Origin of the sequence: Sphingobium fuliginis (assembly GCF_004152845.1) — a bacterium.
Taxonomy (GTDB): domain Bacteria; phylum Pseudomonadota; class Alphaproteobacteria; order Sphingomonadales; family Sphingomonadaceae; genus Sphingobium; species Sphingobium fuliginis.
Genome location: NZ_SEON01000012.1, coordinates 1 through 22,739, shown reverse-complemented (window position 1 = coordinate 22,739; position 22,739 = coordinate 1). Strand labels below are relative to the sequence as shown.

Annotated in this window: 16 protein-coding genes and 1 pseudogene; 13 read left to right on the top strand and 4 right to left on the bottom strand. The window is 66.6% G+C overall.

The window, feature by feature from the left end:
• Positions 1-94 precede the first annotated feature (94 nt).
• From EWH10_RS20570 to EWH10_RS20545, 6 genes are all read left to right on the top strand, one after another.
• Positions 95-1,279, top strand: a complete 1,185-nt coding sequence (locus EWH10_RS20570) for a glycosyltransferase family 4 protein (RefSeq protein ID WP_044660464.1) — start codon at positions 95-97, stop codon at positions 1,277-1,279.
• Positions 1,276-1,872 (top strand): sugar transferase, encoded by a 597-nt coding sequence (locus EWH10_RS20565; protein ID WP_044660463.1) that lies wholly within the window; start codon positions 1,276-1,278, stop codon positions 1,870-1,872. Before EWH10_RS20570 ends, EWH10_RS20565 begins: the two co-directional genes overlap by 4 nt.
• Complete coding sequence (locus EWH10_RS20560; protein WP_044660462.1) at positions 1,835-2,749, top strand: formyltransferase family protein; 915 nt, start codon at positions 1,835-1,837, stop codon at positions 2,747-2,749. Before EWH10_RS20565 ends, EWH10_RS20560 begins: the two co-directional genes overlap by 38 nt.
• Before the next feature lie 3 nt (positions 2,750-2,752).
• On the top strand, positions 2,753-3,436 hold the full coding sequence (locus EWH10_RS20555) for a PIG-L deacetylase family protein (RefSeq protein ID WP_044660461.1): 684 nt from the start codon (positions 2,753-2,755) through the stop codon (positions 3,434-3,436).
• A 343-nt stretch (positions 3,437-3,779) separates the two neighbouring features.
• A complete protein-coding gene (locus EWH10_RS20550) occupies positions 3,780-4,532 on the top strand; it encodes a LuxR C-terminal-related transcriptional regulator (RefSeq protein ID WP_025550792.1) in 753 nt (250 codons plus the stop codon).
• A gap of 104 nt (positions 4,533-4,636) precedes the next feature.
• Entirely contained in the window at positions 4,637-6,019 is a 1,383-nt protein-coding gene (locus EWH10_RS20545; RefSeq protein WP_044660460.1) for a lipopolysaccharide biosynthesis protein, read from the top strand.
• A 240-nt stretch (positions 6,020-6,259) separates the two neighbouring features.
• Here EWH10_RS20545 and EWH10_RS20540 read toward each other — a convergent pair whose 3' ends face one another.
• Together EWH10_RS20540 and EWH10_RS20535 are read right to left on the bottom strand one after the other, a co-directional pair.
• Positions 6,260-6,994, bottom strand: a complete 735-nt coding sequence (locus EWH10_RS20540) for a helix-turn-helix transcriptional regulator (protein WP_229742760.1) — start codon at positions 6,992-6,994, stop codon at positions 6,260-6,262.
• Entirely contained in the window at positions 6,991-9,264 is a 2,274-nt protein-coding gene (locus EWH10_RS20535) for a GumC family protein (RefSeq protein WP_025550571.1), read from the bottom strand. The genes EWH10_RS20540 and EWH10_RS20535 overlap by 4 nt, the downstream gene beginning before the upstream one ends.
• 322 nt (positions 9,265-9,586) lie before the next feature.
• On the opposite strand from EWH10_RS20535, the gene EWH10_RS20530 reads away from it, so the two are divergent.
• Complete coding sequence (locus EWH10_RS20530; RefSeq protein ID WP_044660459.1) at positions 9,587-10,564, top strand: 2OG-Fe(II) oxygenase family protein; 978 nt, start codon at positions 9,587-9,589, stop codon at positions 10,562-10,564.
• 105 nt (positions 10,565-10,669) lie between these two features.
• Here EWH10_RS20530 and EWH10_RS20525 read toward each other — a convergent pair whose 3' ends face one another.
• Positions 10,670-11,995 carry an O-antigen ligase family protein gene (locus tag EWH10_RS20525; protein ID WP_044660458.1) on the bottom strand — a complete coding sequence of 442 codons (1,326 nt, stop codon included), beginning with the start codon at positions 11,993-11,995 and terminating at the stop codon, positions 10,670-10,672.
• Between the two features lie 203 nt (positions 11,996-12,198).
• Here EWH10_RS20525 and EWH10_RS20520 point away from each other — a divergent pair, with 203 nt between their 5' ends.
• The 6 genes from EWH10_RS20520 (at position 12,199) to EWH10_RS20495 (ending at position 22,609) form a co-directional block, all read left to right on the top strand.
• Complete coding sequence (locus EWH10_RS20520; protein WP_044660457.1) at positions 12,199-13,203, top strand: sulfotransferase family protein; 1,005 nt, start codon at positions 12,199-12,201, stop codon at positions 13,201-13,203.
• Positions 13,200-14,534 (top strand): pectate lyase family protein, encoded by a 1,335-nt coding sequence (locus EWH10_RS20515; protein WP_044660456.1) that lies wholly within the window; start codon positions 13,200-13,202, stop codon positions 14,532-14,534. Before EWH10_RS20520 ends, EWH10_RS20515 begins: the two co-directional genes overlap by 4 nt.
• Positions 14,531-15,697, top strand: a complete 1,167-nt coding sequence (locus EWH10_RS20510; RefSeq protein WP_044660455.1) for a glycosyltransferase family 4 protein — start codon at positions 14,531-14,533, stop codon at positions 15,695-15,697. The genes EWH10_RS20515 and EWH10_RS20510 overlap by 4 nt, the downstream gene beginning before the upstream one ends.
• The gene (locus tag EWH10_RS20505; protein ID WP_044660454.1) at positions 15,694-17,382 is read left to right on the top strand and encodes a type I secretion system permease/ATPase; all 1,689 of its coding nucleotides are present in this window, start codon (positions 15,694-15,696) and stop codon (positions 17,380-17,382) included. The genes EWH10_RS20510 and EWH10_RS20505 overlap by 4 nt, the downstream gene beginning before the upstream one ends.
• Complete coding sequence (locus EWH10_RS20500; RefSeq protein WP_052628082.1) at positions 17,382-18,743, top strand: HlyD family type I secretion periplasmic adaptor subunit; 1,362 nt, start codon at positions 17,382-17,384, stop codon at positions 18,741-18,743. Before EWH10_RS20505 ends, EWH10_RS20500 begins: the two co-directional genes overlap by 1 nt.
• A gap of 128 nt (positions 18,744-18,871) precedes the next feature.
• Positions 18,872-22,609 (top strand): calcium-binding protein, encoded by a 3,738-nt coding sequence (locus EWH10_RS20495; RefSeq protein ID WP_044660453.1) that lies wholly within the window; start codon positions 18,872-18,874, stop codon positions 22,607-22,609.
• Between the two features lie 18 nt (positions 22,610-22,627).
• Here the strand turns inward: EWH10_RS20495 and EWH10_RS20490 are convergent.
• Positions 22,628-22,739: pseudogene (locus tag EWH10_RS20490) on the bottom strand (IS5/IS1182 family transposase); the annotation flags it as partial.

Sequence of the window (22,739 nt, the reverse complement as noted above, 5' to 3'; positions counted from 1 at the left end):
ATAGCTGTCTTCAAGAGTTGGATCTGTCCGCCCGCCTGAAGCGGCGGTGGGGTCGTGCGCAGCAACATGTGGAAAACCGGAGGGCATAAGCGCCGTGAAAGTCGTGATCCTCTCCAGCCTGTCCTGGTCGCTGATCAATTTCCGCGGGGCGCTGATCGCCCGGATGGTCGGGGAGGGGCATGAGGTCGTCGCCTGCGCCCCGGACGAGGAGCCGGAGGTGCTGGAAAGGCTGGCGCAAATGGGCGTGCGCTTCCGCCGGACGCCGATGGCGCGGGCGGGCACCAACCCGCTGCACGATGCGCGCACCTTGCTGCATTACCGGCGGCTGATGCGGGCCGAGCGGCCCGATGTGGTGGTCGCCTATACGCAGAAGCCGATCATCTATGGCGGTCTGGCGGCACGGCTGTGGAGCCGGGCGCGCTATTTCGCGATCATGAGCGGCCTTGGCTATGTGTTCAGCGAGGAGGCGGATGAGCGCCGCTGGCTGCGCGCCGTCGTGTCCCGGCTCTACCGGATCGGCGTCGCCCGGGCGCGCTGCATCTTCGTCTTCAACGGCGACGATCATCGGCTGATGCGCGAAAGTGGGATCGTTTCGCCGTCGCAGCGGGTGATGCAGGTTCCCGGTTCGGGCATCGACGTGCGCCATTTTGCCGAGCAGGCGCTGCCGGAAGGGCCCTTCACCTTCCTGATGATGGGTCGCCTGATGCGCGACAAGGGCGTGGGCGAATATGTCGATGCCGCACGGATCGTCCGGGCCCGGCACCCGGACGTGCGTTTCCTGCTGCTGACCCGGCCGGAGACGGAAAATCCGACCGGCTACACCGCCGCCGATCTCGACCAATGGCGCAAGGCGGGGCTGATCGAATTCCTGCCGGAGACGCGTGACGTGCGGCCCTTCATCGCGTCCGCCCATGCGTTCGTGCTGCCGTCCTTCTACCGGGAGGGCCTGCCGCGCACGATATTGGAGGCGCTGGCGACCGGGCGGCCCGTCATCACCACAGACATGCCCGGCTGCCGCGAGCCGATCCGGCATGGCGTCAACGGCCTGCTCGTGCCGCCCCGCGACGGAGCCGCGCTGGCGGCGGCCATGGAAACGATGATCGCCCATCCACGGCGTGTCGCGGCCATGGCCGCCGCCGCCCGGCGGACGGCGGTCGACATCTATGATGTGGACAAGGTGAACGCCATGCTGCTGGACATCATGCAGTTGCGCGGTGCGGCCAGTGCGATGCCCATGCCAGCGCCTCCGCCCGCGCTGCTGGTGCCGGAGCGCGCATGACCGCCTGTCTGCGCCCGGCGGGATTGCTGGCGGTCGGCCTTTTCGCGCTGCTTGCCCCCCTGCTGCTGCTGCTGTCCCTGCTGGTGCTGCTCTGCTTGGGGCGGCCGGTGCTGTTCCGTCAGGTCCGAAGCGGCCTGGGCGGCCGCCCCTTCGCCATGATCAAGTTCCGCAGCATGCGCGACCTGCGCGACAGCGACGGGGCCTTGCTGCCCGACGCCCGGCGGGTCACGGCCGTTGGGCAGTTCCTGCGCCGCTTCCGGCTGGACGAGCTGCCCGAACTGATCAACATCGCACGGGGGGACATGGATTTCATAGGCCCCAGGCCGCTGCTGCCCCACAGCATCGCCGCCATGGGCCGCGACGGCGTGGAACGCGGCAGGGTGCGGCCTGGCCTGACGGGTCTGGCGCAGGTCAGCGGCAACACATTGCTGACCATCGAGGAAAAGCTGCGCTTCGACCTCCGCTATGTGCGCCACCGCAGCGCCCGCCTCGACGCGCAGATCATCGCCCGCACGCTGCTGGTGGTGGTCGGGGGTGAAAAAAGGATCGACTGGCATGCCGACGAAGCGCGCCCTCCTCATCGGGGCAGTTGAAACCACCCGGATCGCCTTCGAAGCGATCGCCCGCCACCCGGCATGGGACATGGCCGCCATCGTCACGCTCGATCCCGCTCTGGCCCGGCGCCATTCGGATCATGTCGACCTGCGGCCGGCGGCGCGGGAACGGGGCTGCCCGGTCATCCATGTCGACAATATCAACCGGGAGGAATCGCTGTCCGCCATCCGGGACGCGGGCGCGGACATCGCCTTCGTCATGGGCTGGTCGCAGATTTGCGGGACCGCCTTTCGCGCGCTCTTTCGCGACCGGGTGATCGGCTATCATCCTGCCGCCCTGCCCCGGTTGCGCGGCCGCGCGGCCATTCCCTGGACGATATTGCAGCAGGAACCGATCACGGCGGGAACGCTGTTCTGGATCGATGCGGGGACGGACACGGGCGACATAGTCGACCAGCAATATTTCCATGTCGCGCCGGACGAAACGGCGGCGACCCTCTACGCCAAGCATATGCGGGCGCTGGCCGTCATGCTCGACCGTGCGCTGGAACGGATCGCGGCTGGGGAGATGCCACGCATGGTCCAGGACGAAAGCTGCGCCACCTGGGCCGCGCGCCGGACCCCGGCGGATGGGCTGATCGACTGGCGTCGGCCGGCCGGCGACATATTGCGCCTGATCCGCGCAACGGGCCGCCCCTATCCCGGCGCCTTCACCCGGCTGGGCGGCGCGGACCTCCGGATCTGGGCGGCGGCGCCGTCGGACATGGGCGGGCGTCACGCGGCCCTGCCTGGACAGGTCGTGGCGCGGACGGCGGACGGCTTCACCGTGCTCTGCGGTCAGGCCACCGCCCTTATCGTCACGCAATGGAGCGGCCCGGACAAGCCGCCCAAGCTTCACGCCATTTTGGGGGATTAGCCGATGTCGCTGCCGTTCAACGCCCGCCGGATCGCGGTCGTCGCGCCCCATCCCGACGATGAGATATTGGGATGCGGCGGCACCATGGCGCGGGCGGCATCCGCTGGGGCGGAGGTGCATGTCGTCGTCGTCACCCGCGGCCAGCCGCCGCTGTTCGACGAAGAGCTGGTGCGGCAGATACGCTCCGAAACCCTGCGCGCCCACGGGATGATCGGCGTGGCAGACACCCGGTTCCTAGATTTCCCGGCGGCCGGGCTGGATCAGATCAGGCGAAGCGAACTCAATGCGGCGCTGTCGGAGGCGCTGTCGCGGATCGAGCCCGACCTGCTGCTGATCCCCTTCATCGGGGACATCCACCTCGATCATCAGATCGTCTTCAACGCAGCGCTGGTCCATGCCCGGCCGCGTGGGCCCGGCGGGCCGAGCTGCGTTATGGCCTATGAGACGTTATCGGAAACCAACTGGCTCGCCCCCGGCGTCACGCCCGCCTTCATTCCGAACATTTTCGTGGACATCAGCGAGACGATCGAACGAAAGATCGCCGCCTTCCAGGCGTTCCGGACGCAGGTGAAACCCAGCCCCGACGAGCGGTCCATAGAGGCCATTCGCGCCCTCGCGACGCTACGTGGCGCAACCGTCTATCGTTCCGCCGCTGAAGCTTTTGTTCTGGTTCGACAAATTAATTAACATGTGTTATTTCGCGGGCGAATCGCTTCATTTGCGAAACGATGTGGCAACGGGGCCCTAGACCGTTTGCGATACCACCAAAGTGGTAAGTTTGACTGCCGATGGCGCAGCATATTGCACAAGTGGTAAGAAAAATTCAGCAACTTAACAATGTGTTAACGCCTTGTCGCGCGCACCCGAAATTTCCATTGTACATTCGGGGACTCTCACGGCACAAATATGTTACTGATAAGTTGTTGAAACGAAAAGAAAGGGTCGCACTACAGGCATTTGATTACTGGTCTTCTACATTCCGTTTGGGGCCTGCTTACGGACGTAGAAGAGATCATGAGGGGACCACCCAATGTCTTACCCAGTTAATGTGCGTCTGTTGTGCGGTAATGCGATCGTTCGGGAGGGGCTTAGCCGCATCCTGATGGAACGGGATTTCCGTGTAACCCAATATCCCAACGTGGCTACGGTGCTTCAGCAAGTCGAGGTGCCGGAAGAAGATACCGAACCATCCCTGTTGCTGATCGATGACGGAACCGACGCGATGGATGTCGAAACGCTGTCGGTTCTGCAGAAACGTTTTCCCTGTTCCTACCTTGTCCTTCTATCCGACCGATTCGATTTCCAGATCATGCTGAAGGCGTTCCGGCTGGGGGCTCTGGCCTATATCGTCAAGGAAATCTCCTGCGACCGGCTGGTGGCGACGCTGCGGCTGGTGGCCATGGGTGAGCGCGTCCTTCCACCGCAACTGGCGGACGAACTGCAATCCCGGCCCAGCCTGACCGATGCCCTGGAAGTCGAACGCCCGGTGGATGCGGCCTGCCTGTCCGACCGGGAACTGGAAATCCTGCGCTGGCTCATCATGGGATGCCCGAACAAGGTCATCTCCAAGCGGATGGACATCAGCGAGGCGACGGTGAAGGTCCATGTGAAGGCCGTGCTGCGCAAGCTGCGCGTCAAGAACCGGACCCAGGCGGCGATCTGGGCGGCCAATCACGGCATGCGCGGGCGCGTGACGGAAGTCGAACCCGAACTGCCCGTCGCCATTCCCCATCCGGCGCAACTGCCGGTGCTGGAGATGGCGGGCGTCGCAAGCCGCGCCTGATCCGCGCATTCCTGAGGCATCGCGCGCCGGCGCGATGATGCAACGAAGAATCTGGAGCGTGCGACGGCGTCCGATGCGACGCCGCGCGCTCCAGGGGGATCGTCATGGCCTATGATGTGAAGGGCGTGCTGACCGCACGCGCCTTGCCGATGCTGCGCGGCCGGTTTTCGGGCTTCCTGGTCAAGGGAACCCGGGGCCGGCTGGTCGCGGTGGGGCATTTGCTGTCGGGCAATTTCCTGAACGCGCTGATCATGCTGGTCAGCGTGGCGATGGCGGCCCGGTCGCTGGGACCGGCCACCTACGGCGTCATGGTGCTGGTGCTATCCTATAATCGCGTGGTCGAACGGATATTGCGCTTCGAATCCTGGCAGCCGCTGATCCGCTTTGCCGTGGAGGAAGAATCCAGGGGCTCGCCGCGCCGGATGCAGCGGCTTTACTGCTATGGCCTGATGCTGGACATGGGCGCAGCGGCGGTGGCGGCCTTCAGCGCGATTGGCCTGGCGTGGCTGTTCGGGCCGCTGTTCGGCCTCAAACCCCTGCATGTGGAGCTGGTGGCGATCTATTCGGTCGCGACCCTGTTCAACATCGCAGGCGTGCCGACCGCGGCGCTGCGCCTTTCCGGCCAGTTCAAGATGCTGGCCTATGCGCAGGTCGCGGGCAATGTGCTGCGCATCCTGCTCGCCTTCCTCTGCATGGTGACGCATGCCGGCGTGATCGGCTTCATGGTCGCGTGGACGGTGTCGCAGGCCCTGGGTTCGGTGCTGGTCTTCTGGGTCGGCTTCCGCGCCCTGAGACAGATGGGGATCCCCAATCCGCTGCACGCCCGGCTGAAGGGGCTGGTGAAGGATTTTCCCGGCTTCTTCGGCTTCGCCTGTTCGACCAACCTGTCGCTCACCCTGCGCGTCATCACCACGGAAGCGGACTCGCTGTTCGTGGGCGCGGTGGCGGGCAGTTCGGCCGCGGCGGTCTATTATCTCGCCAAGCGCATCGCCAAGGTCGCGACCCAGGTCGGCGCCCAGGTGCAGGCGGTCGTCTATCCCGATGTCGCGCGGATGTGGGCGAACGGCAATATCCGCAATTTCCGGGCGGCCACGCTGCAGGTGCAGATGGCGTTGGGGGCGGTCGGCTTCGTCATGTTGGCTGGGGCCTGGCTGCTGGGACCGTTGCTCATCCGGGTCGGGCCGGGCATGGCCTATTCGGAAACCTATATCCTGCTGCTGACGCAGTTGGTTGCGGTGATGCTGATGCTGCATGCCGCGCCTTCCCGGTCAGCGATGCTGGCGATGAACCGAAGCTGGACGGTCCTTGCGATCTCGGGCTTCGGAACGGCGCTGTTCGTGGCGGTCGCGGCCTATGCCGTACCCCGCTATGGACCGATCGGCGGGAATATCGCCCATGTCGTGCTGGGCGTGGTGACGGCCGTGTTGCTGGACGTGAGCTGGCTGCGGCGGGCGAAGCCCCGGCCGGTCGCGGCGAGCATGGGATGAGCCGGGCGGGAGGTGGCTATTTCAAGACCTTCTTTCTCCCTTGAAGGAGAAGAATAGGAAGCCTTCGCGACGAAGGAGCCTGGGTTGATTTGGAGGGAGGAAGCGGGTCTGCGGCCCGCGTGATCCGTTGGATCGCACCCCCTCATCCAGCTACGACTAAGGCAGCAAGCTGCCAAGTCTGCGCAGCCCTCTCCCTCAAGGGAGAGGGATAAAGCGGGTGTCCGCTTCCCACCCGTTCCGCTAATCCTCGCCCCCGCCCTTCAACAGATGCGCGACGATCTGGGTGCGGTTGGATGCGCCGTTCACCGCCATGATCGCCCGCACATGGACCTTCACCGTGCTTTCGCTGATGTTCAGCCGCTGGGCGATGTCCTTGTTGGATGCGCCCTGCGCGAGCAGGCGCAGCACGTCGCGCTGCCGCTTCGTCAGCAGCTTGAACCTGTCCACCGCCTGGGCGATCCGCTCGGTCAGGCCGTCCACCGTGTCCGGCTGGCGCCTGTGCAAGGTGGCGGCAAGCGCGGCCGGATAGACCGCCAGCCCCTCCTTCAGCAGGAAAAGCACGCGCTGCATGCTGACGATGCCGGTGCTGGAGCGCAGCAAGGCCTGCGCCCCCGCCGCGATAGCCGCCTGCATCAGCGCTTCATTGCCATGGTCCGCGATCACCAGGATGGCAGCGGCGGGCCATAGCTGCTTCGCCTGTGCGATCTGCAGCGGCAGGGCGGCGCCTTCCAGTTCGGATTCCCCGGTCTGGAACAGGATGATGTCGGGCGGCTCGCCGGCTTCCGGTTGGTCCAGGCTGGATTGCTGCAATATCCTAACGCCCGCCGTCTCCAGCGCCACGGCAATGCAGGCCCGGCGAAGCGGGCTTCCGTCGAGGATCAGCAGATTGAGACGAAGGGCATCCTCTTCCACTATTACGCTTTCGAAACGAACGAGAGGCGAAGGCGCCTCCTGCAAAGGCGGCAGGCGGCTCATGCCGCCTTGCGCGTGAAGACGTGCCGGACGCGGTCCGTCCAGCTCTGGCGGATGGGGAAGCTGTCGGAATAATAGGCGGCCGATCCCATGTAGAACTGGACCGCGTCGCCATAGCCGCGACGGGCATGGTCCTCATAATCGACCTGGTTGAACACGGCACCGACCACTTGGTTGTTCACCATCTGGAGCGAGGCGCGCAACTGTTCGACCGTCGTATGCCCCCAGCGCACGACCATCAGCGTCGAATCCGCCAGCGAGGAGAGAGTCCGCGCATCGCGCACCGCCAGGATGGCCGGCGCGTTGATGACCACCAGGTCGAAGCGCTCGCGCAGATCGTCCAGCAGGCGGCCGACCTGCCAGCCCTGCACCACGGCGGCCGGATTGCGGATCTGTTCGCGGGTGCTGAGCACCACCGGCATCAGCGCGACGGGCGCCGCGCCTTCGGCGGCGTCATGGTCCACATGGCGTTCGGCCTGCGGGATCAGCCGGCGGCTTTCCTCTGCATGGGTCAGCACCTCGATCAGGTCCGGCGTGTCGGAACCGTCCTGGATCGAACGCAGGATGCTGGGGCCGGGTCGGCGCAGGTCGAGGTCGACCACGATGGCGCGGCGGCCCATGGACGCGGCGGCTGCGGCCAGCGTCAGCGCGACGCTGGACTTGCCGTCGCCCGGCAGCGGCGATGTCACCAGCACCCGCTGGCTGGTTCCCTGATGGGGCAGTTCCCCGATCTCGCTGGCCAGGTTGCGGGCCACCTCCGTGAACAGGGACTGCGGCTGGGTGGTCACCGGATTGTCCTCTATCGTGGTGCCGATCGATTCCTCCAGCTTCGGCAGCATCGCCAGCGTGCGAAGGCCGAAGAGGCGGCGGAGCTGGTCCCCGCTGCGCAGCCGGTTGTCGAACATCTCGATCCCCAGCACGATCAGGAAGGCGAGGACGGACGAGCCGACGAACGCGGCCAGCGCCATCTTCTTGGGCGCGGGCGCGACGGGCTGGAGCGGCACCGCCGCCGCCGAGACCATGGTCGAGTTGACGCCGGTGGTCTGCAATTCCGACTGCACCGTCTGGGCGCGCTGCGCCGTGGTGAGATAGGCCTGCCGCGCCACCTCCGCCCGGCGGTCGAGGATGGAGAGATCGACCAGATTGGCGTTGTTGCGGAAGGCGGCGCCGGTCATGGCGTTGAGCTTCGCCTGCAACTGGCCGGCCCGGGCGGAGGCAGCGTTCGCCTCCGCCAGCGCCATCGCCCGTTCGCGCCCGGCATCGGTGTCGTTCCGGGTCTGCTGGGTCGCGACGACGGAGGCGCGCTCCTGCACCAGTGCCCTGCTGACCTGTGCGATCTGGGCCGACAGCGCCTGCATCTGCGGATGGTTGGCGCCCATCTGGACGGAGATTTCGGAGCGCTGGCGGATCAGGTCGTCATATTGCTTCTGCAGATTGTCGAGCGCGGGGGAGGTCGCGCCCGCCACCGTCCGCATGCTGGCGGCGCGGCTGACGCCGGCGGCCTGCGCCTGCATCGCGCTGCTCATCGCGGCGGTGGACGCCGCCTCCACGGCGATGCGGTTCATCTGCTGATAGTCCTCCGCACTGCCAGCGCCCATCGGCATCAGGTGCTGGCGGCGGAAATCGGCAACGGCGCGCTCGGCCAGCTCCACTTCATGGGCGAGGCGCCTGGTTTCCTTGTCGAGCGCGGTGCTGAGACCGTTGCGCCATGTCTGGCGGCGCTGGGAGCGCATCTTCTGCAGGCTGTCGACGAAGCGGTTGGCGATGCGCGCGGCCAGTTCCGCCTTGCGCGACTGGACCGTGATGTCGATGAAGTCGGAATCGGTCGAACTGACTACGCGGGTGGTCTTGGTAAGCTGCACGGCCGCCTGCTGCACCGTCATCTGCACGCCATGGGTGAAGGCCTGGTTGCGATTGAGGTTGAGGTCGCGCACCACCTGCTCCGCCAGCGCCTGCGACCGGTACATGCGCGCCTCATTGGCGACGCGCTGCTGGTTGCGGGTCGCGTCGGCCTGGTTGGAACCGGTGGAATCGTTGAGCTCCACCTGCACGGTCGCCGTCGCTTCATAGCGATTGGGCAGTTGCAACTGGACGATCAGCACCACCACGACGCAGGCGATGACGATGCTGGCCACCAGCTTCATGTGGCGGTGGAGCAGGAACCAGATCTGCCGCGCGGACATCTGCTGCAACTCGAAGGACAGGTCGCGCGGCTTTTCCGCGCCGCCGCCCGGCGCGGCGCCATCGATCAGAGTGAGCTGTGCAGACGCCATGATAATCTCCCGGTCGCATCGGCGCGCGGACGCGCCCGCCGTCAGGGCCGTCCCAATGCAGCGATAGTGCGGGTTGCGGCGGAAGAGCGCAAAAGCGCATCGGGGACCGGCGATGCGCATAGGTGCTAAACCCTTCGGATCAAGGCGGGGGCCCATGTCCTGTCCTGACCGAAAACCCATCGATGGCGTCTCGAACCCGTCAGCAATGGGTCCTGAGCCTTCACATTTCTGATGCGTGTCTGACTATTCCGGATCGCCCCATTCCGCGCCATTGTGCGAAAGTTGATCGAGGATAAGAACGCTCCGCACGAGGGGACCGGCCATGATCGCGGAGCTGGCATATCAGGAACTGGAACCGGGATCGCTCGCCCGGCTGTTCGGGGCTGGCCATGCCGCGGTGCTGGTGCGTTGTCCGGAAATCGTGGCCGAGCTGTGGCACGGCCTGCTGGAGGACAGGGCGGAGCAGATGCCCTGGGAAGCGCCGCTGGTCGACATCGCCCGCAACTATCATGGCAGCGGCGACATCACCGCCAGCCTGGGCGACCTCTTCTACTTCCAGCCCGGACGCCATGGCTATATCGCCCGGAAAATGGCCCTGTCACGCGAGGCGGGGGAGGATCATGCCACCGTGCGTCCTGCCTATTTCGTGCAGGGTGGGGAGCATTATGCGCCCGGTCAGGCGCTGCTGGACCGGTGCTGGGCCATCGGCTGGCGGTTGATGGCGGCGCTCGCGCCGGAGGGGACGCCGCCTGGGGATTTCCATGTCGTGGTGCAAAGGCTGAAATATCAGGAAAGCGCGGGCGATTTCGAGCGGCTGGGCGCGCTGGCGCGCAATTCCCTGGGGCGCTGGGGCCGTGCGGGCTGCGCGCTGGATGAAAGGCGGTGGCAGGCGGCTGGGGTGCTCAGCCCGCGCGGCCTGTCCGACCTCTATGGCCTGTTGGCCGATGTGCCGGTCCTTGGGCGGTTGTTGCAGGGCATCAACCGCCTGTTGCTGCGCCGCGACCGTAGCAGGGACATCGCGCCGGGCCAGAAGCTGATCGAGGGCGCGCATTTCGACTATCGCTATTTTTCCGCCCTGTGCGGCGAACGGACGCAGATGCTGACGCAGGTCTTTGCCGGCGGGCGATGGATAGACCTGCCGATCGACCGCGCGACGCTGGCCGTCTTCCCCGGCAGCATGGCGACGCAGGCCTATGGCATGCGGCACGTGCTGCACCGCGTGCTGCATGTGGAGAAACCCGGCCAGACCGGCGGCGATCCGCGGACGGACAATGTGACGCTGCTGATCGGGTCGGCTTAAGCGGAGACAGTAATGAAGGGGACAGGGATTTTCACCATTGGGTGAGTGCCTTCGCGGGAGCATGTCGCGTTTCAATGGGCAAAACCGATTGAATCCCGTCCTTGCCTATAATTCAGGCAGGGGCTGCGGCCCGACAGGCCGCGCATAGATCAGCCGCGCCGCTTCCGGCCTTGCCTTGCGGGGGACATAGATCGTCGCCAGCGCCACCATCACCGGCATCACCCACATGCGCGAATACATGTGCGGGTAGGACAGGGTGTAGATCAGGAACACCAGCACCACCGCCACCGCCATTGCGCCCTTGTCGCGGCTGGTGCGCAGTCCGTTCGCCGCCAGCAGGGCGATCAGCCCCAGCAGGACGATCAGCCCGCAAAAGGCGATCGCCCCGCCCTCGTTCCAGATCAGCAGGAACAGGTTATGCACCGGATTGTCATAGGCGCTGAGTTCGCGATAGCGGTCCACGCCCATGCCGATGACGGTATAGTCCTCGGCAAAGCCCCAGGCTTCCTCCATGAGCTGCGACCTGTTGAGGAATGTCCCCGCCTGGTTGATGTCGCCGCTTTCCACGGCATTGCCGACGCGCTCCTGGAAAGCCTTGGGCAGCGGGGCGCCGCTGGCGAAGAACAGCCCGGCCGCCACCGCCACCGCCAGCCCCAGGCGGAAGATGTAGCGCACGCCCATCAGCAGCAATGTGGTGAAGATCGCCAGCAGCGAGGCAGAAAATCCGGTGAAGGACGCGCTCAGCATAAGGCCCCAGAGCAGCAGGATCAGGCAGGCGACTCCGGCAAGGCCACCGATCAGCCGATGGCGCATCGAATAGAGCAGCATCGGCAGCGAGAAGGCGACCACCGCGCCGTTGGGATTGGGCTGGCCCGCCATGGACCCCAGGCGCCCATTGCCGGTGATGAAGCCGTCGCCCAGCCAGTGCAGCGTGTCGTGATAGGTCAGGAAGGCGCTGGCGGCGATGCCGACCGCTTCGGAACAGGCGATGCCCAGCATGAAGATCAGCGGCGCCTTGCGGATCGTGCCTTCCTCCTGCTGCATCAGCAGGATCGGGATGCAGAGGAAGGCGACTGTATATTGCAGGGCGATGTTCACCCAGCGCAGCGGATCGCCGTTGATGATCGATCCGATGAACAGCCCGCCCAGCATCATCACCAGCCCCGCAAGCCAGAAGGGCGTAAGCGAGCGGAAGGGCGTGACGCTCAGCCGCCCGCGCAACGCGGAGATGGAGAAGCTGATGAGGAAGAAGAGGTCGGAAAAGGTGAGATTGATCTGGCCGACGCGCAGCAGGCCCCAACCGCTGAGGAAGATCGCCGTCATCAGGCACCAGCGCGCGATCCTGTCCCAGATTTCCTCATGCGCCGCGAAAATATCCGTCGCGGCGGCGGATGCTGGACCATGGGAGGCGGGGCTGGCGAGAGTCGTCACGGTGGCATAGGCTGGGCCTGGCGACCGCTCCGCGCAAACGCCCTTCGGGGCAGGGCATCGGGCGATTCCAGCCAGCCCGCCTTATCCGAATTTGCCGGAGGATCAGCCTTGTGATCCGTTGAAATGGCCTTGGGACTGACGGGATAACGGCAGCCCGAGCGCCGCCGGACCGGCAGGCGTCTCGTGCGACGAGGATAAGCCTGGTGACGGATGCGATCCTGCCCCTGCGCGACAGCGAACCGCCGGCGACGGTGGAGCGGACCGTCGATCCTTCGACTCGTGCCGCGCGGCAGGGACCGGTCAAGCTGATCTATGTGGCCGGCTATGGGCGGAGCGGGACGACCCTGCTCGACATCGCGCTGGGCGAGCATCCGGCGATCATGGGCGCGGGTGAGGTGACGACGCTGGCGCGGCATGTCTGGGACCGGGGTGAATATTGCGCCTGCGGAGCGCGGGTGCGGGACTGTCCGCAATGGCGCGCCATCGTCACGGGTTGGACGCAGGGCGAGCCGGATGGGTTTCTGGCCCGTTACCGCCGCGCACAGGAGCGGACGGAGGCGCTGCTGGCCCCGGCGCGGCTGCTGCGGCTGCCGGGATGGCGGGACCATGCTCGCCGGACCGTGAAATTGCTGCGCGGCATGGCGCTGGTGTCGGGGCGGCCGATACTGGTCGATTCCTCGAAGCTGCCCGGCCGGGCCTTTGCGCTGGCCGCCATGCCGGGCATCGACCTGCATGTCGTGCATGTGGTGCGCGACGGGCGCGGCGTCGCCTGGTCGCTGATGAAGGGGCATGGCCGCAGCGTCGAGAAGGGGGTGCAGCGCGAATTGCGGCCCAAGCCCCTGCTTTACACCGCCCTGCGCTGGTCGATGGTGAACATCGCCGCGGAGATGCTGTGCCGCCGGGTCGGGCCGGGGCGCTGCATCCGGGTGCGATATGAGGATTTTGTCGACGATCCACGCGGCATTATCGGCCAGATCGTCGCGCTGGTGGGGGAAATGCCACATCTGCCCGCCACCGGCCTTACCCCCTTCGCGCCGCAGCACCAGGTCGCGGGCAGCCGCCACCGCATGCAGAAATCGCTCAGCATCAAGGGCGACGACAAGTGGAAGCGCGAAATGCCGGGGTGGAAGCAGCGGCTTTTCACCCTGTTGTGCGCGCCCTTGCTGCGACGTTACGGCTATGCGCTGCGCAGCGGGGACGAATCATGAGGCGGCGGCTGATCGGCATGCTGCTGCCCATTGTGATGGCGGGCTGTTCGGGCGCGGGCAGCGAATCGCGGGCGCAGCCGGTGAGGGGCGAACCCGCCTTTCCCGGCGCAGTCGGCTATGGCGCGGCGGCCAGGGGCGGGCGCGGCGGGCAGGTCATCGCCGTAGATACGCTGGCCGACGGCGGTCCGGGCTCCCTGCGCGCCTGCATCGAAGCCACGGGCCCGCGCGTCTGCATATTCCGGGTGAGCGGCACGATCCGCTTCACCACGCGCCCGCCGGTGATAACCAACCCCTATCTCTCCATAGCGGGGCAAACGGCGCCGGGCGGCGGCATCGTCATCGCCCATGCGGGCGGCGCGGAAGGGCGCACGCCGATCCTGATCAAGAACACGCACGACATCGTCATCCGCCATATCCGCGTCCGCAACGACCGCACCGGCGCCCATCGCGGGTCGGAAGACAGTTTCACCATAGAGAACAGCCATCAGGTCATCATCGACCATGTGAGCGCAAGCTGGGCGCGGGACGAGCTGATCAACGGCTATGGCGACAATGACTGGATCACGATCAGCAACTCGATCTTCGCGGAGGGGATACCGCGGCACGACAAATGCGCGCTGCTGGCGAGCGATCCCAGGGGGCCGCAGCATTTAAGCTTCATCGGCAATATCTGCGCCCATAATGGCGACCGCAATCCGGACCTCAATTTCCCCCCCGGCTCCTGCGCGGAGGTGATCAACAACATCCTCTATAACGGCCAGTCGGAATTTGCGGAGATATGGGAAAGCTTCGGCGGCGTGCCCGTCTCGCTGATCGGCAACAGCTTCGTCGCGGGGCGGAACACCCGGCCCGACACGATCGGCGTGGCGCGCAACGTCATGGGGTCGAAGGGGACGGCGAAGGTCTATCTGGCCGACAACCGTTTCGACGGGGATTTCGTCCATCTCTCTCCGCTGCTGAAGGCGGCGGAGGTGGATCGGCCGCCCTGCCCGCCGACCATCGCCGCCGAACCGGCCGACGCGGCCTACAAGGCGGTGCTGAGCGACGCCGGCGCCTTCCCCCGCGACCCGTTCGACCGGCGGATCGTCAAGCAGGTGCGCGAGCGCAAGGGGCATATCGTGAAGCAGCCCGGCCTGATCGACGATCCGGAACCGGGGACGCCCTATGCCGACGCGGACGGAGACGGCATGGACGACCGGTGGGAGGCGGAGCATGGCGCCGATCCGCGCAAGGCCGATCCTTGGGCCGATGGCGACGGAGACGGGCTGGCCAATCTCGACCAGTTTCTGGACCAGCGGGCGCGCGACCTGATGGACGGGGTGACGCCATGAATGCGCCCTTGCCCCGCCTGATGCCTGCGGATGCCGCGCCGGACGAGCGCCTGCGCATCTGCTTCCCCTTTTCCGGGGACAGCATCGGCGGCAGCCATATTTCGGTGCGGGGGCTGATCGGGCATCTCGACCCGGCGCTCTACCGTCCGCTGGTGGTGACGGAGGTGCCCGGCGGCATGATCGCCAATTTCTTCGCCGGGCATGAGCAGATGGACGACCCCGCCGCCCACGGGCTCTTCGTGCCGGGCGAGGCCTTCACCCTGCGGAAATTCGGACGGACGCTGGGCGGCGTTCTGCCGCGTGCCCGGTTCCTGCGGCGCAACCGGGTCGACATCGTCCATGTCAATGACGGGCGGAGCAGCGCCAACTGGGCGTTGCCGGCGCGGCTGGCCGGGGCGAAGCTGATCTGGCACCATCGCGGCGATCCCGGCGCGCTGGGCCTGCGCCTGCTCGCACCCGCGCTGGCGCATCGGGTGCTGGCGGTTTCGTCCTTCGCTTTGCCGCCCGCCGGCATCTGGTCGGCGCGAAACCGGGCCTCGGTGATCCACAGTCCCTTCGACACGACGCTGGAGGTGGACCGGACCAGAGCGCGGGAGGCGCTGATCCGCGAACTGGGCGTATCGCCCGATACGTTGCTGCTGGGCTATTTCGGCGCTTTCGTGCCGAGGAAGCGGCCCCTGCTGTTCGTCGACATGATCGCCCGGCTGACGGACGCGACGGGAGGGCCGGTCATGGGCCTGATGTTCGGGGAGGCGCGCGTGCCCGCCATGGACATCGCCCTGCGCAGGCGGATCGCGGAAAAGGGCGTGGAGGATCGGGTGAGGGTGATGGGCTATCGCACGCCCGGCCCCTTCTGGATCGCCGCCTGCGACCGGCTGGTCGTGCCCGCCGTGGGCGAGCCGTTCGGGCGGACATTGGTGGAGGCGATGCTGGTCGGCACGCCCATCGTCGCCGCCCGGTCCGGCGGCAATGTCGAGGCGCTGGAGGGCGGCATCGGCCTGCTGGTCGAGCCGGACGACGCCGGGGCGCTGGCCCGGGCCTGCGCCGATCCGGACGACGTCCGCGCCATGGCCCTGCGCGCCCGTGCCGATGCCCGCGCCCGCTTCAGCGAAGCCGCGCATTGCGCCAAGGTCTGCGCCATCTACGAAGCGTTGCGGCCATGATGGGCGTGGTGAAGCGGCATTTCCTCTGGGCGGCGCTGTTCAGTGCGCTCGCCAATCTGCTGTTCCTCGCGCCGACGCTCTACATGCTGCAAATCTATGACCGGGTCGTGCCGACGCGGGGCGGGACGACGCTCGCCTTCCTGACGGTGGCGCTGCTGCTGGCCTATGCCACCCTCTCCCTGCTGGAATATATCCGCTCGCGCATATTGGTGCGGGCGAGCATCGGGCTGGACCGGCGGCTGGCGCGGACGCTGATCGCCGCCACGCTGCGCCAGCAGGCGGGGGAGGGGATCGGGCGCAGGAGCCGCCAGCCGATCCGCGAATGCGACCAACTCCGCCAGACGCTGACCGGTCCGGCCATGTTCGCGCTGTTCGACGCGCCGTGGACGCCGATCTACATCCTCGTCTGCGCGCTGATTCACCCGCTGATCGGGCTGATGGCGCTGGCAGGCAGCCTGACGCTGGTCGCCATCGCCTGGGCCAGCGACCGGGCGACGCGCCGGCCCCTTTTGCAGGCCAATGCCGCCGCGAACCTGTCCTACAGCAGCCAGGAACAGACGATGCAGGGGGCCGAAGCGGTGCGGGCGCTGGGCATGCAGGGCGCGATGGTCCGACGGCACCTTGCGGAGCGGGAGGACATGCTCGGCTGGCAGGCGGAGGCCAGCTTCGCCGCTGGCAGCCGCATGGCGGTGAGCCGCTTCCTGCGCAACATGCTGCAATCCGGCGCGCTGGGACTGGGGGCGTTGCTGGCGATAGACGGGCAGATTTCCGGCGGCGCGATCTTCGCCTCCTCCTTCCTGCTGGGGCGGGCGGTGGCGCCGGTCGACCAGCTTGTGGGAAGCTGGCGCAGCTTCGTCGCGGCGCGGGCCTCCCATGGGGAGGTCATGGCCTGGCTCGACGGCGCGGCGGACGACATGCCCCAGACCAGCCTGCCTCGCCCGAAAGGCCGGGTGGATGTGGAGCGCGTGACCATCGAGGACCCGCATTCCCAACGGCTGATCCTCAACAACCTCTCCTTCGCGGTCGGGCCGGGGGAGATGGTCGCGGTGATCGGCGCGAGCGGCGCGGGCAAGTCCACGCTGGCGCGGCTGGTGGCGGGCGCCATCGCCTGCGACCGGGGCGAAATCCGCATCGACGGGGCGGAACGGTCGCAATGGGACGGCGATGCGCTGGCGGTGCATGTCGGCTATATGCCGCAGCAACTTTCCCTCTTCGCCGGGTCGATCCGCGACAATATCGCCCGCTTTGCCGATCCGGACGCCGACGCGCGGATAGACGCCGACGTCATTGCGGCGGCACAGGCGTGCGGCGTGCATGAGATGATCCTGCGACTGCCGCAGGGCTATGACACCATGCTGGGCTGGGGCGGCATGGGACTGTCCATGGGCCAGACGCAGCGGATCGCGCTGGCCCGCGCCCTGTTCCGCGACCCGGCGGTGCTGATCCTGGACGAACCCAATGCGCATCTCGATTCCGATGGGGAGGCGCAACTGATCGCGGCATTGGCCAGGGCCAAGGCGCGCGGCGCGGCGATCATGGTGACGGCGCACCGGACCGGCCTGCTGGGACCGGCGGACCGCATACTCGTGCTGGACAATGGCCGCATGCGGATGAGCGGGCCGCGCGATCAGGTGCTGGGCGCGCTGACCCGTCCCCGTCCCGCGCCCGTGGCGGGAGCGGCCTGATGCTGATGCGGACCACGCGGCCCTTGCTGTTGCCGCCGCCCGGCCCGCCGTCGCCGGTGGCGGTCGACCCCAGGCCGGAGGTGCGCGGCGGGCTGCTGGTGGCGGCGGCGTTTTTCCTGCTGTTCCTCGGCTGGGCGGCCTTTGCCCGGCTGGACGCGGCGGCGCTGGCGCCGGGCCGGACGACCGTGGCCGGGCAAAGGCAGAGCGTGCAGCATCGCGACGGCGGCATCGTCGCGGCGATCCTGGTGAAGGAGGGGCAGCGCGTCCGGCAGGGCGAAGTTCTGATCCGGCTCGCCGCGCCTGCCGTGGCCGCGCAGGAACGGGTGCTGGCGTCTCAGGCGATCTGGCTGATCGCCCAGCGCACCCGTTTGCGCGCCGAACAGGCCGGGGCGGGGATGGAGACGCCGGTGGAGTTCCGCACGCTGACCGGGGACGACCGCGCCGATGCGCAGGCGGCGATGCGCGCGCAGCAGGCGCAGATGGCGGCGCGGTCGGCGCTGCTCGGCACGCAACAGGGCGTGGCGATGCATGAGGGGAGCCAGGCCGGGTCTCAGGCCGTGGGCTATCGCGAGCAGGTCGCCTCCGTGATCGAGCAGGAGCGGCTCATCACCGACGAACTGGAGAGCCTGCGCACCTTGGCGGAGAAGGGCTTCGTCAGCAAGACGCGCATCCGCGCGCTGGAGCGGGCCAGGGCGGACCTGATCGGCCAGCGCGGTCGCCTGAGCGCGGCGCGCGACAGTGCGGCCAATATGGTGGGCGAAGCGCGGCTGAAGGCGCTGGAGGCGAAGCAGAATCTGCAGGAAAAGGTGACCTCCGACCTGCGCGATACCGAAGCGCTGCTGGGCGACGTGCTGCCCAAATGGAGCGCGGCGCGGGACGAACTCGCCCGGACGCAGGTGCGCGCGCCGGTGAGCGGGACGGTGGTGGGCCTCAGCGTGCATACGGTGGGCGGGGTGATCGCGGCGGGACAGACGCTGATGGACATCGTGCCGCGCGATTCCGCCATCGTGATCGAGGCGCGCTTCTCCCCCGCCGATGTGGACGATCTGGCGGTGGGGCAGAAGGCGGAGATACGCTTCGCCGGCTTTCCGGGGCGCAGCCTGCCGATCATAGAGGGCAAGGTGACGCGCATATCGGCGGACAGCTTCGTCGAGGAGAAGACGGGCATCGCCTATTTCGCGGGAGAAGTGACCATCGCCCCCGATCAGATCGCGCTGATCCGGCAATATCGGGAAGGCGATTTCGCGATGAAGCCGGGCATGCCGGTGGAGGTGGTCGTGCCGCTGCGGCGGCGGACGGCGCTGCAATATATGATCGATCCCCTTGCCGATACGATGTGGCGCTCCTTCCGGGAGCAGTAGACGTTGTTCCTACACCCATAGGCGCACTCCCGAAGGTGTAGGCGCTATCCCTAAGACCCCACCGCTTCCGCCCGATTTGCCGCTAAGGATTCCGGACCTTTCACAAGGACGCTGGACAGGGGGCGAGCATGGCGAATTTCTTCAACGTGGTGGGAAGCCAGACCATCACGGCAGGGAGTGAGAAGGACCAGTTCTTCGCCTTCACCCGGCTCGCCAATCTCGATACGGTGCGCCCCGATGCGGTGCTGGCGCAACTCGTCTGGAACTCCGCGATTCTCACCGGCAGCGGCGCCGCCTATCAACTGACGGCGAGCAACATCCAGATTTCCATGGACCTGCTGATGGGGGGCACCGGCACGGACGTCATCTACGGGTCCAACCTGTCCGACGCGATCTTCTACAATAATGGCGTTATCGCGGGCGGCTTCGGCAGCTTCGACAATATCGAGCAGTTCTGGCTGGGCGACGGCGACGACATCATCGACCTGACGGCGCATGGGGCGGGCGGGATCGACTATGCCAAGGACGTGCTGGTCCAGGCGGGCCTCGGCAATGATGTCATCATCGGCGGCGCGGGCAAGGATAATCTTCAGGGCGACGGCGGCAACGACATCATCTTCGGCTGGCGTGGCAGCGACACCATTTCCGGCGGAGCGGGCGACGACCTGCTCTATGGCGATGATCTGGGCTTCAACAACATTTCGGGCGACGACACCATCGACGGCGGTACGGGCAACGACATCCTCTATGGCGGGCGCGGCAGCGACAGGATGACCGGCGGCGACGATGACGACATCCTCTATGGCCAGGCCGGCGGCGACAATATGTCGGGCGGGTCGGGCAATGACATTCTCCATGGCGACGATGCCGACACCAACAGCAACGACACGCTGAACGGCGATGCCGGGAACGACCAGCTCCATGGCGGCGCGGGCAGCGACGAGCTGTATGGCGGCACCGGCGACGACATGTTGGATGGCGGCAGCGGCAACGATTATATGCATGGCGGGGCAGGCAACGACACGATCCTCGCCGGTGCGGGCAATGACGTGATCGACGGCAGCGCGGACGTCGACACGCTCGTCTTTTCGGGCAACCGTATGGATTATGTCTTCACGCTCCAGACCGACGGCAGCTATGTCGCGGTCGACCAGCGTGCAGGCTCTCCGGAGGGCAGCAAGACAGTCCGCAACGTGGAATTTTTCCAGTTCGCGGACATGACGACGCCTTCCACCGCGCTGAACGCACCGCCGGTCATCACCTCGAACGGCGGCGGCTCCAGCGCGGCGCTGGCGGTCGATGAGAACGGCACCGCCGTGACCACCGTCACCGCGACGGACCCCGACATGGGACAGACGGTCTCCTTCTCCATCGTGGGAGGCGCGGACGCGGCGCTGTTCGCGATCGACGCGATGACGGGCGAATTGCGTTTCCTCACAGCGCCTAATTTCGAAAGCCCGGCCGATGCGGACCGCGATAATGTCTATCAACTGATCGTTGCCGCCAATGACGGCAATGGCGGCGTTGACACGCAGACGCTCTCCGTGACCGTGAACGATGTGCCGGACGGTTTTGCGCCGGTCATCACCTCCAATGGCGGCGGCGCAAGCGCGGCGATCACCGTCAACGAGAATGCGACGGCGGTGACCGGCGTGACCGCCACCGATGCCGACAGCCCGTCGATCAGCTTCGCCATCATAGGCGGAGCGGACGCCGCGCTCTTCGAAATCGATGCGGCAACCGGCGTCCTCCGCTTCAAGACCGCGCCCGATTATGAAGCCGCCGCCGACGCCGATCACGACAATATCTACAATGTCGTGGTGCAGGCCAGCGACGGCACCAACAGCGACAGCCAGGCGCTGGCGGTGGCGGTCGCCAATCTCAACGACAATGCGCCGGTGCTGACCTCTTATGGCGGGGCGGCTTCGGTCGCCTTCTCCGTCGCGGAAAACAGCCTGCTTGCCGCCATCGTGCAGGCCAGCGACGCGGATGGCGCTGCGCTCAGCTACAGCATCAGCGGCGGCGCTGACGCGGCGTTGTTCACCATCGACCCGCAGACCGGCGCGCTGAGTTTCAGGACGGCTCCGGACTATGAAGCGCCGGACGACAGCAATGGCGACCGCCTCTACCATGTGATCGTCAGCGCGAGCGACGGCAGCAACAGCGTCTCGCAGACCCTGGCCATCGGCATTACCAATCTGAACGACAATGCGCCGGTCATCACCTCCAATGGCGGCGGCGCCTCGGCGTCGATCAGCATGGCGGAAAATGCCAGCGCCGTGACAGTGGTGACGGCCACCGATGCGGACGGCTCCGTCCCCGGTTTCGCCATTTCAGGGGGAGCGGACGCCGCGCTTTTCACCATCGATCCGGTGACCGGCGCGCTGTCCTTCATCAACCCGCCCGATTATGAGAACCGGCTCGATGCCGATGGCGACGGCGTCTATCAGGTGACGGTGCGCGCAACCGACGGCAGCAACGTCGATGATCAGCTTTTGTCCATCGCCATCACCGATGTCGCGGAAAACGGGAGGACGATCACCGGATCATCGGGCAACAACATGATCGGCCCGACGACCACCGTGCTCGCCTATCAGACGACTGCCCTCAACGACACCATCTACGCCCTTGCCGGCAATGACGTCATCGATGGCGGGGCGGGCGCCGACTATATGGATGGCGGCGCAGGCAACGACATCTTCTATGTCGACACCTGGTCGGACGACGGCTTTGCCGGCAATGACGATCAGGTGATCGAACTGGCGGGGGGCGGCAGCGATCTTGTCTATGCCTCCGTCAGCTATCGCCTTGCCGCCAATGTCGAAAAGCTGACGCTGACCGGCGCGGCGGCGATCAACGGCATGGGCAATGATCTGGCCAACACGATCACCGGCAATGACGCGGCCAACATTCTGTCGGGCGGGACGGGCGCGGACATTCTCTATGGCATGGGCGGCGGCGACACGCTGGATGGCGGTGACGATAACGACACCCTCTTCGGCGGCGACGGCAACGACATGCTGATCGGCGGGCTGGGCGACGACTATCTGGACGGCGGCACGGGCGCCGACAACATGGCCGGTGGGCTGGGCAATGACAGCTATATCGTCGACAGCTGGTCCGACGACGGCAACAGCGCCAATGACGACCTCATCGTCGAACTGGCGGGCGAGGGGACCGATCAGGTGAGCGCCTCGGTCAGCTATAAAATGGCGGCCGAGATCGAGAAGCTGGTTCTGACCGGCCCGGACCCGATCGACGGCATCGGCAACGACATCGCCAACAGCATGACGGGCAATGGCGGCAATAACGGCCTCTGGGGCGGCCTGGGCAACGACACCCTGCTGGGCAATGGCGGCGACGACCGGCTCTATGGCGAGGACGGGCAGGACAGCCTGGACGGCGGCGCGGGCAACGACCTGCTGGACGGCGGGGCGGCGGGCGATACGCTGAAGGGCGGCGCGGGCAGCGACACGCTGATCGGCGGCGCGGGCAAGGACACGCTGACCGGCGGGACGGAGGCGGATGTCTTCCTGTTCAACCGCGGCGACACGACGCTCAACACGGCGAGCTATGACCGGATCACCGACTTCAAGGCGGGCGAGGGCGACCGCATCGACCTCGACTTCCTGAACGGCTCCCTGCCCGCCGTCGACTATGCCGAACGGACCATTGCCACCAACAGCTTCTCCGACGCGCTGGCTGCCGCGAATATGACCGCCGGGGTCAATCATGTGGCTTTCGTCGCCGGGTCGACGGACGGCTGGATATTCTACGACGCCAATGGCGACGGCGCATTCGAACAGAGCGTCCAGCTTGTCGGGGTCAACAGCCTGGCGGGGGTGGATTCGAATAGTTTCTTCTAGGCCGTAGTGACGATTTAATCATTTGAGCCATAGCATGATGCTGGCGAGTTTGACGAAGCCGAGGAAGTTTGCGGCGAGTTTGTCATAGCGTGTTGCGATACGGCGCCACTGCTTGAGCTTGGCGAAGAAG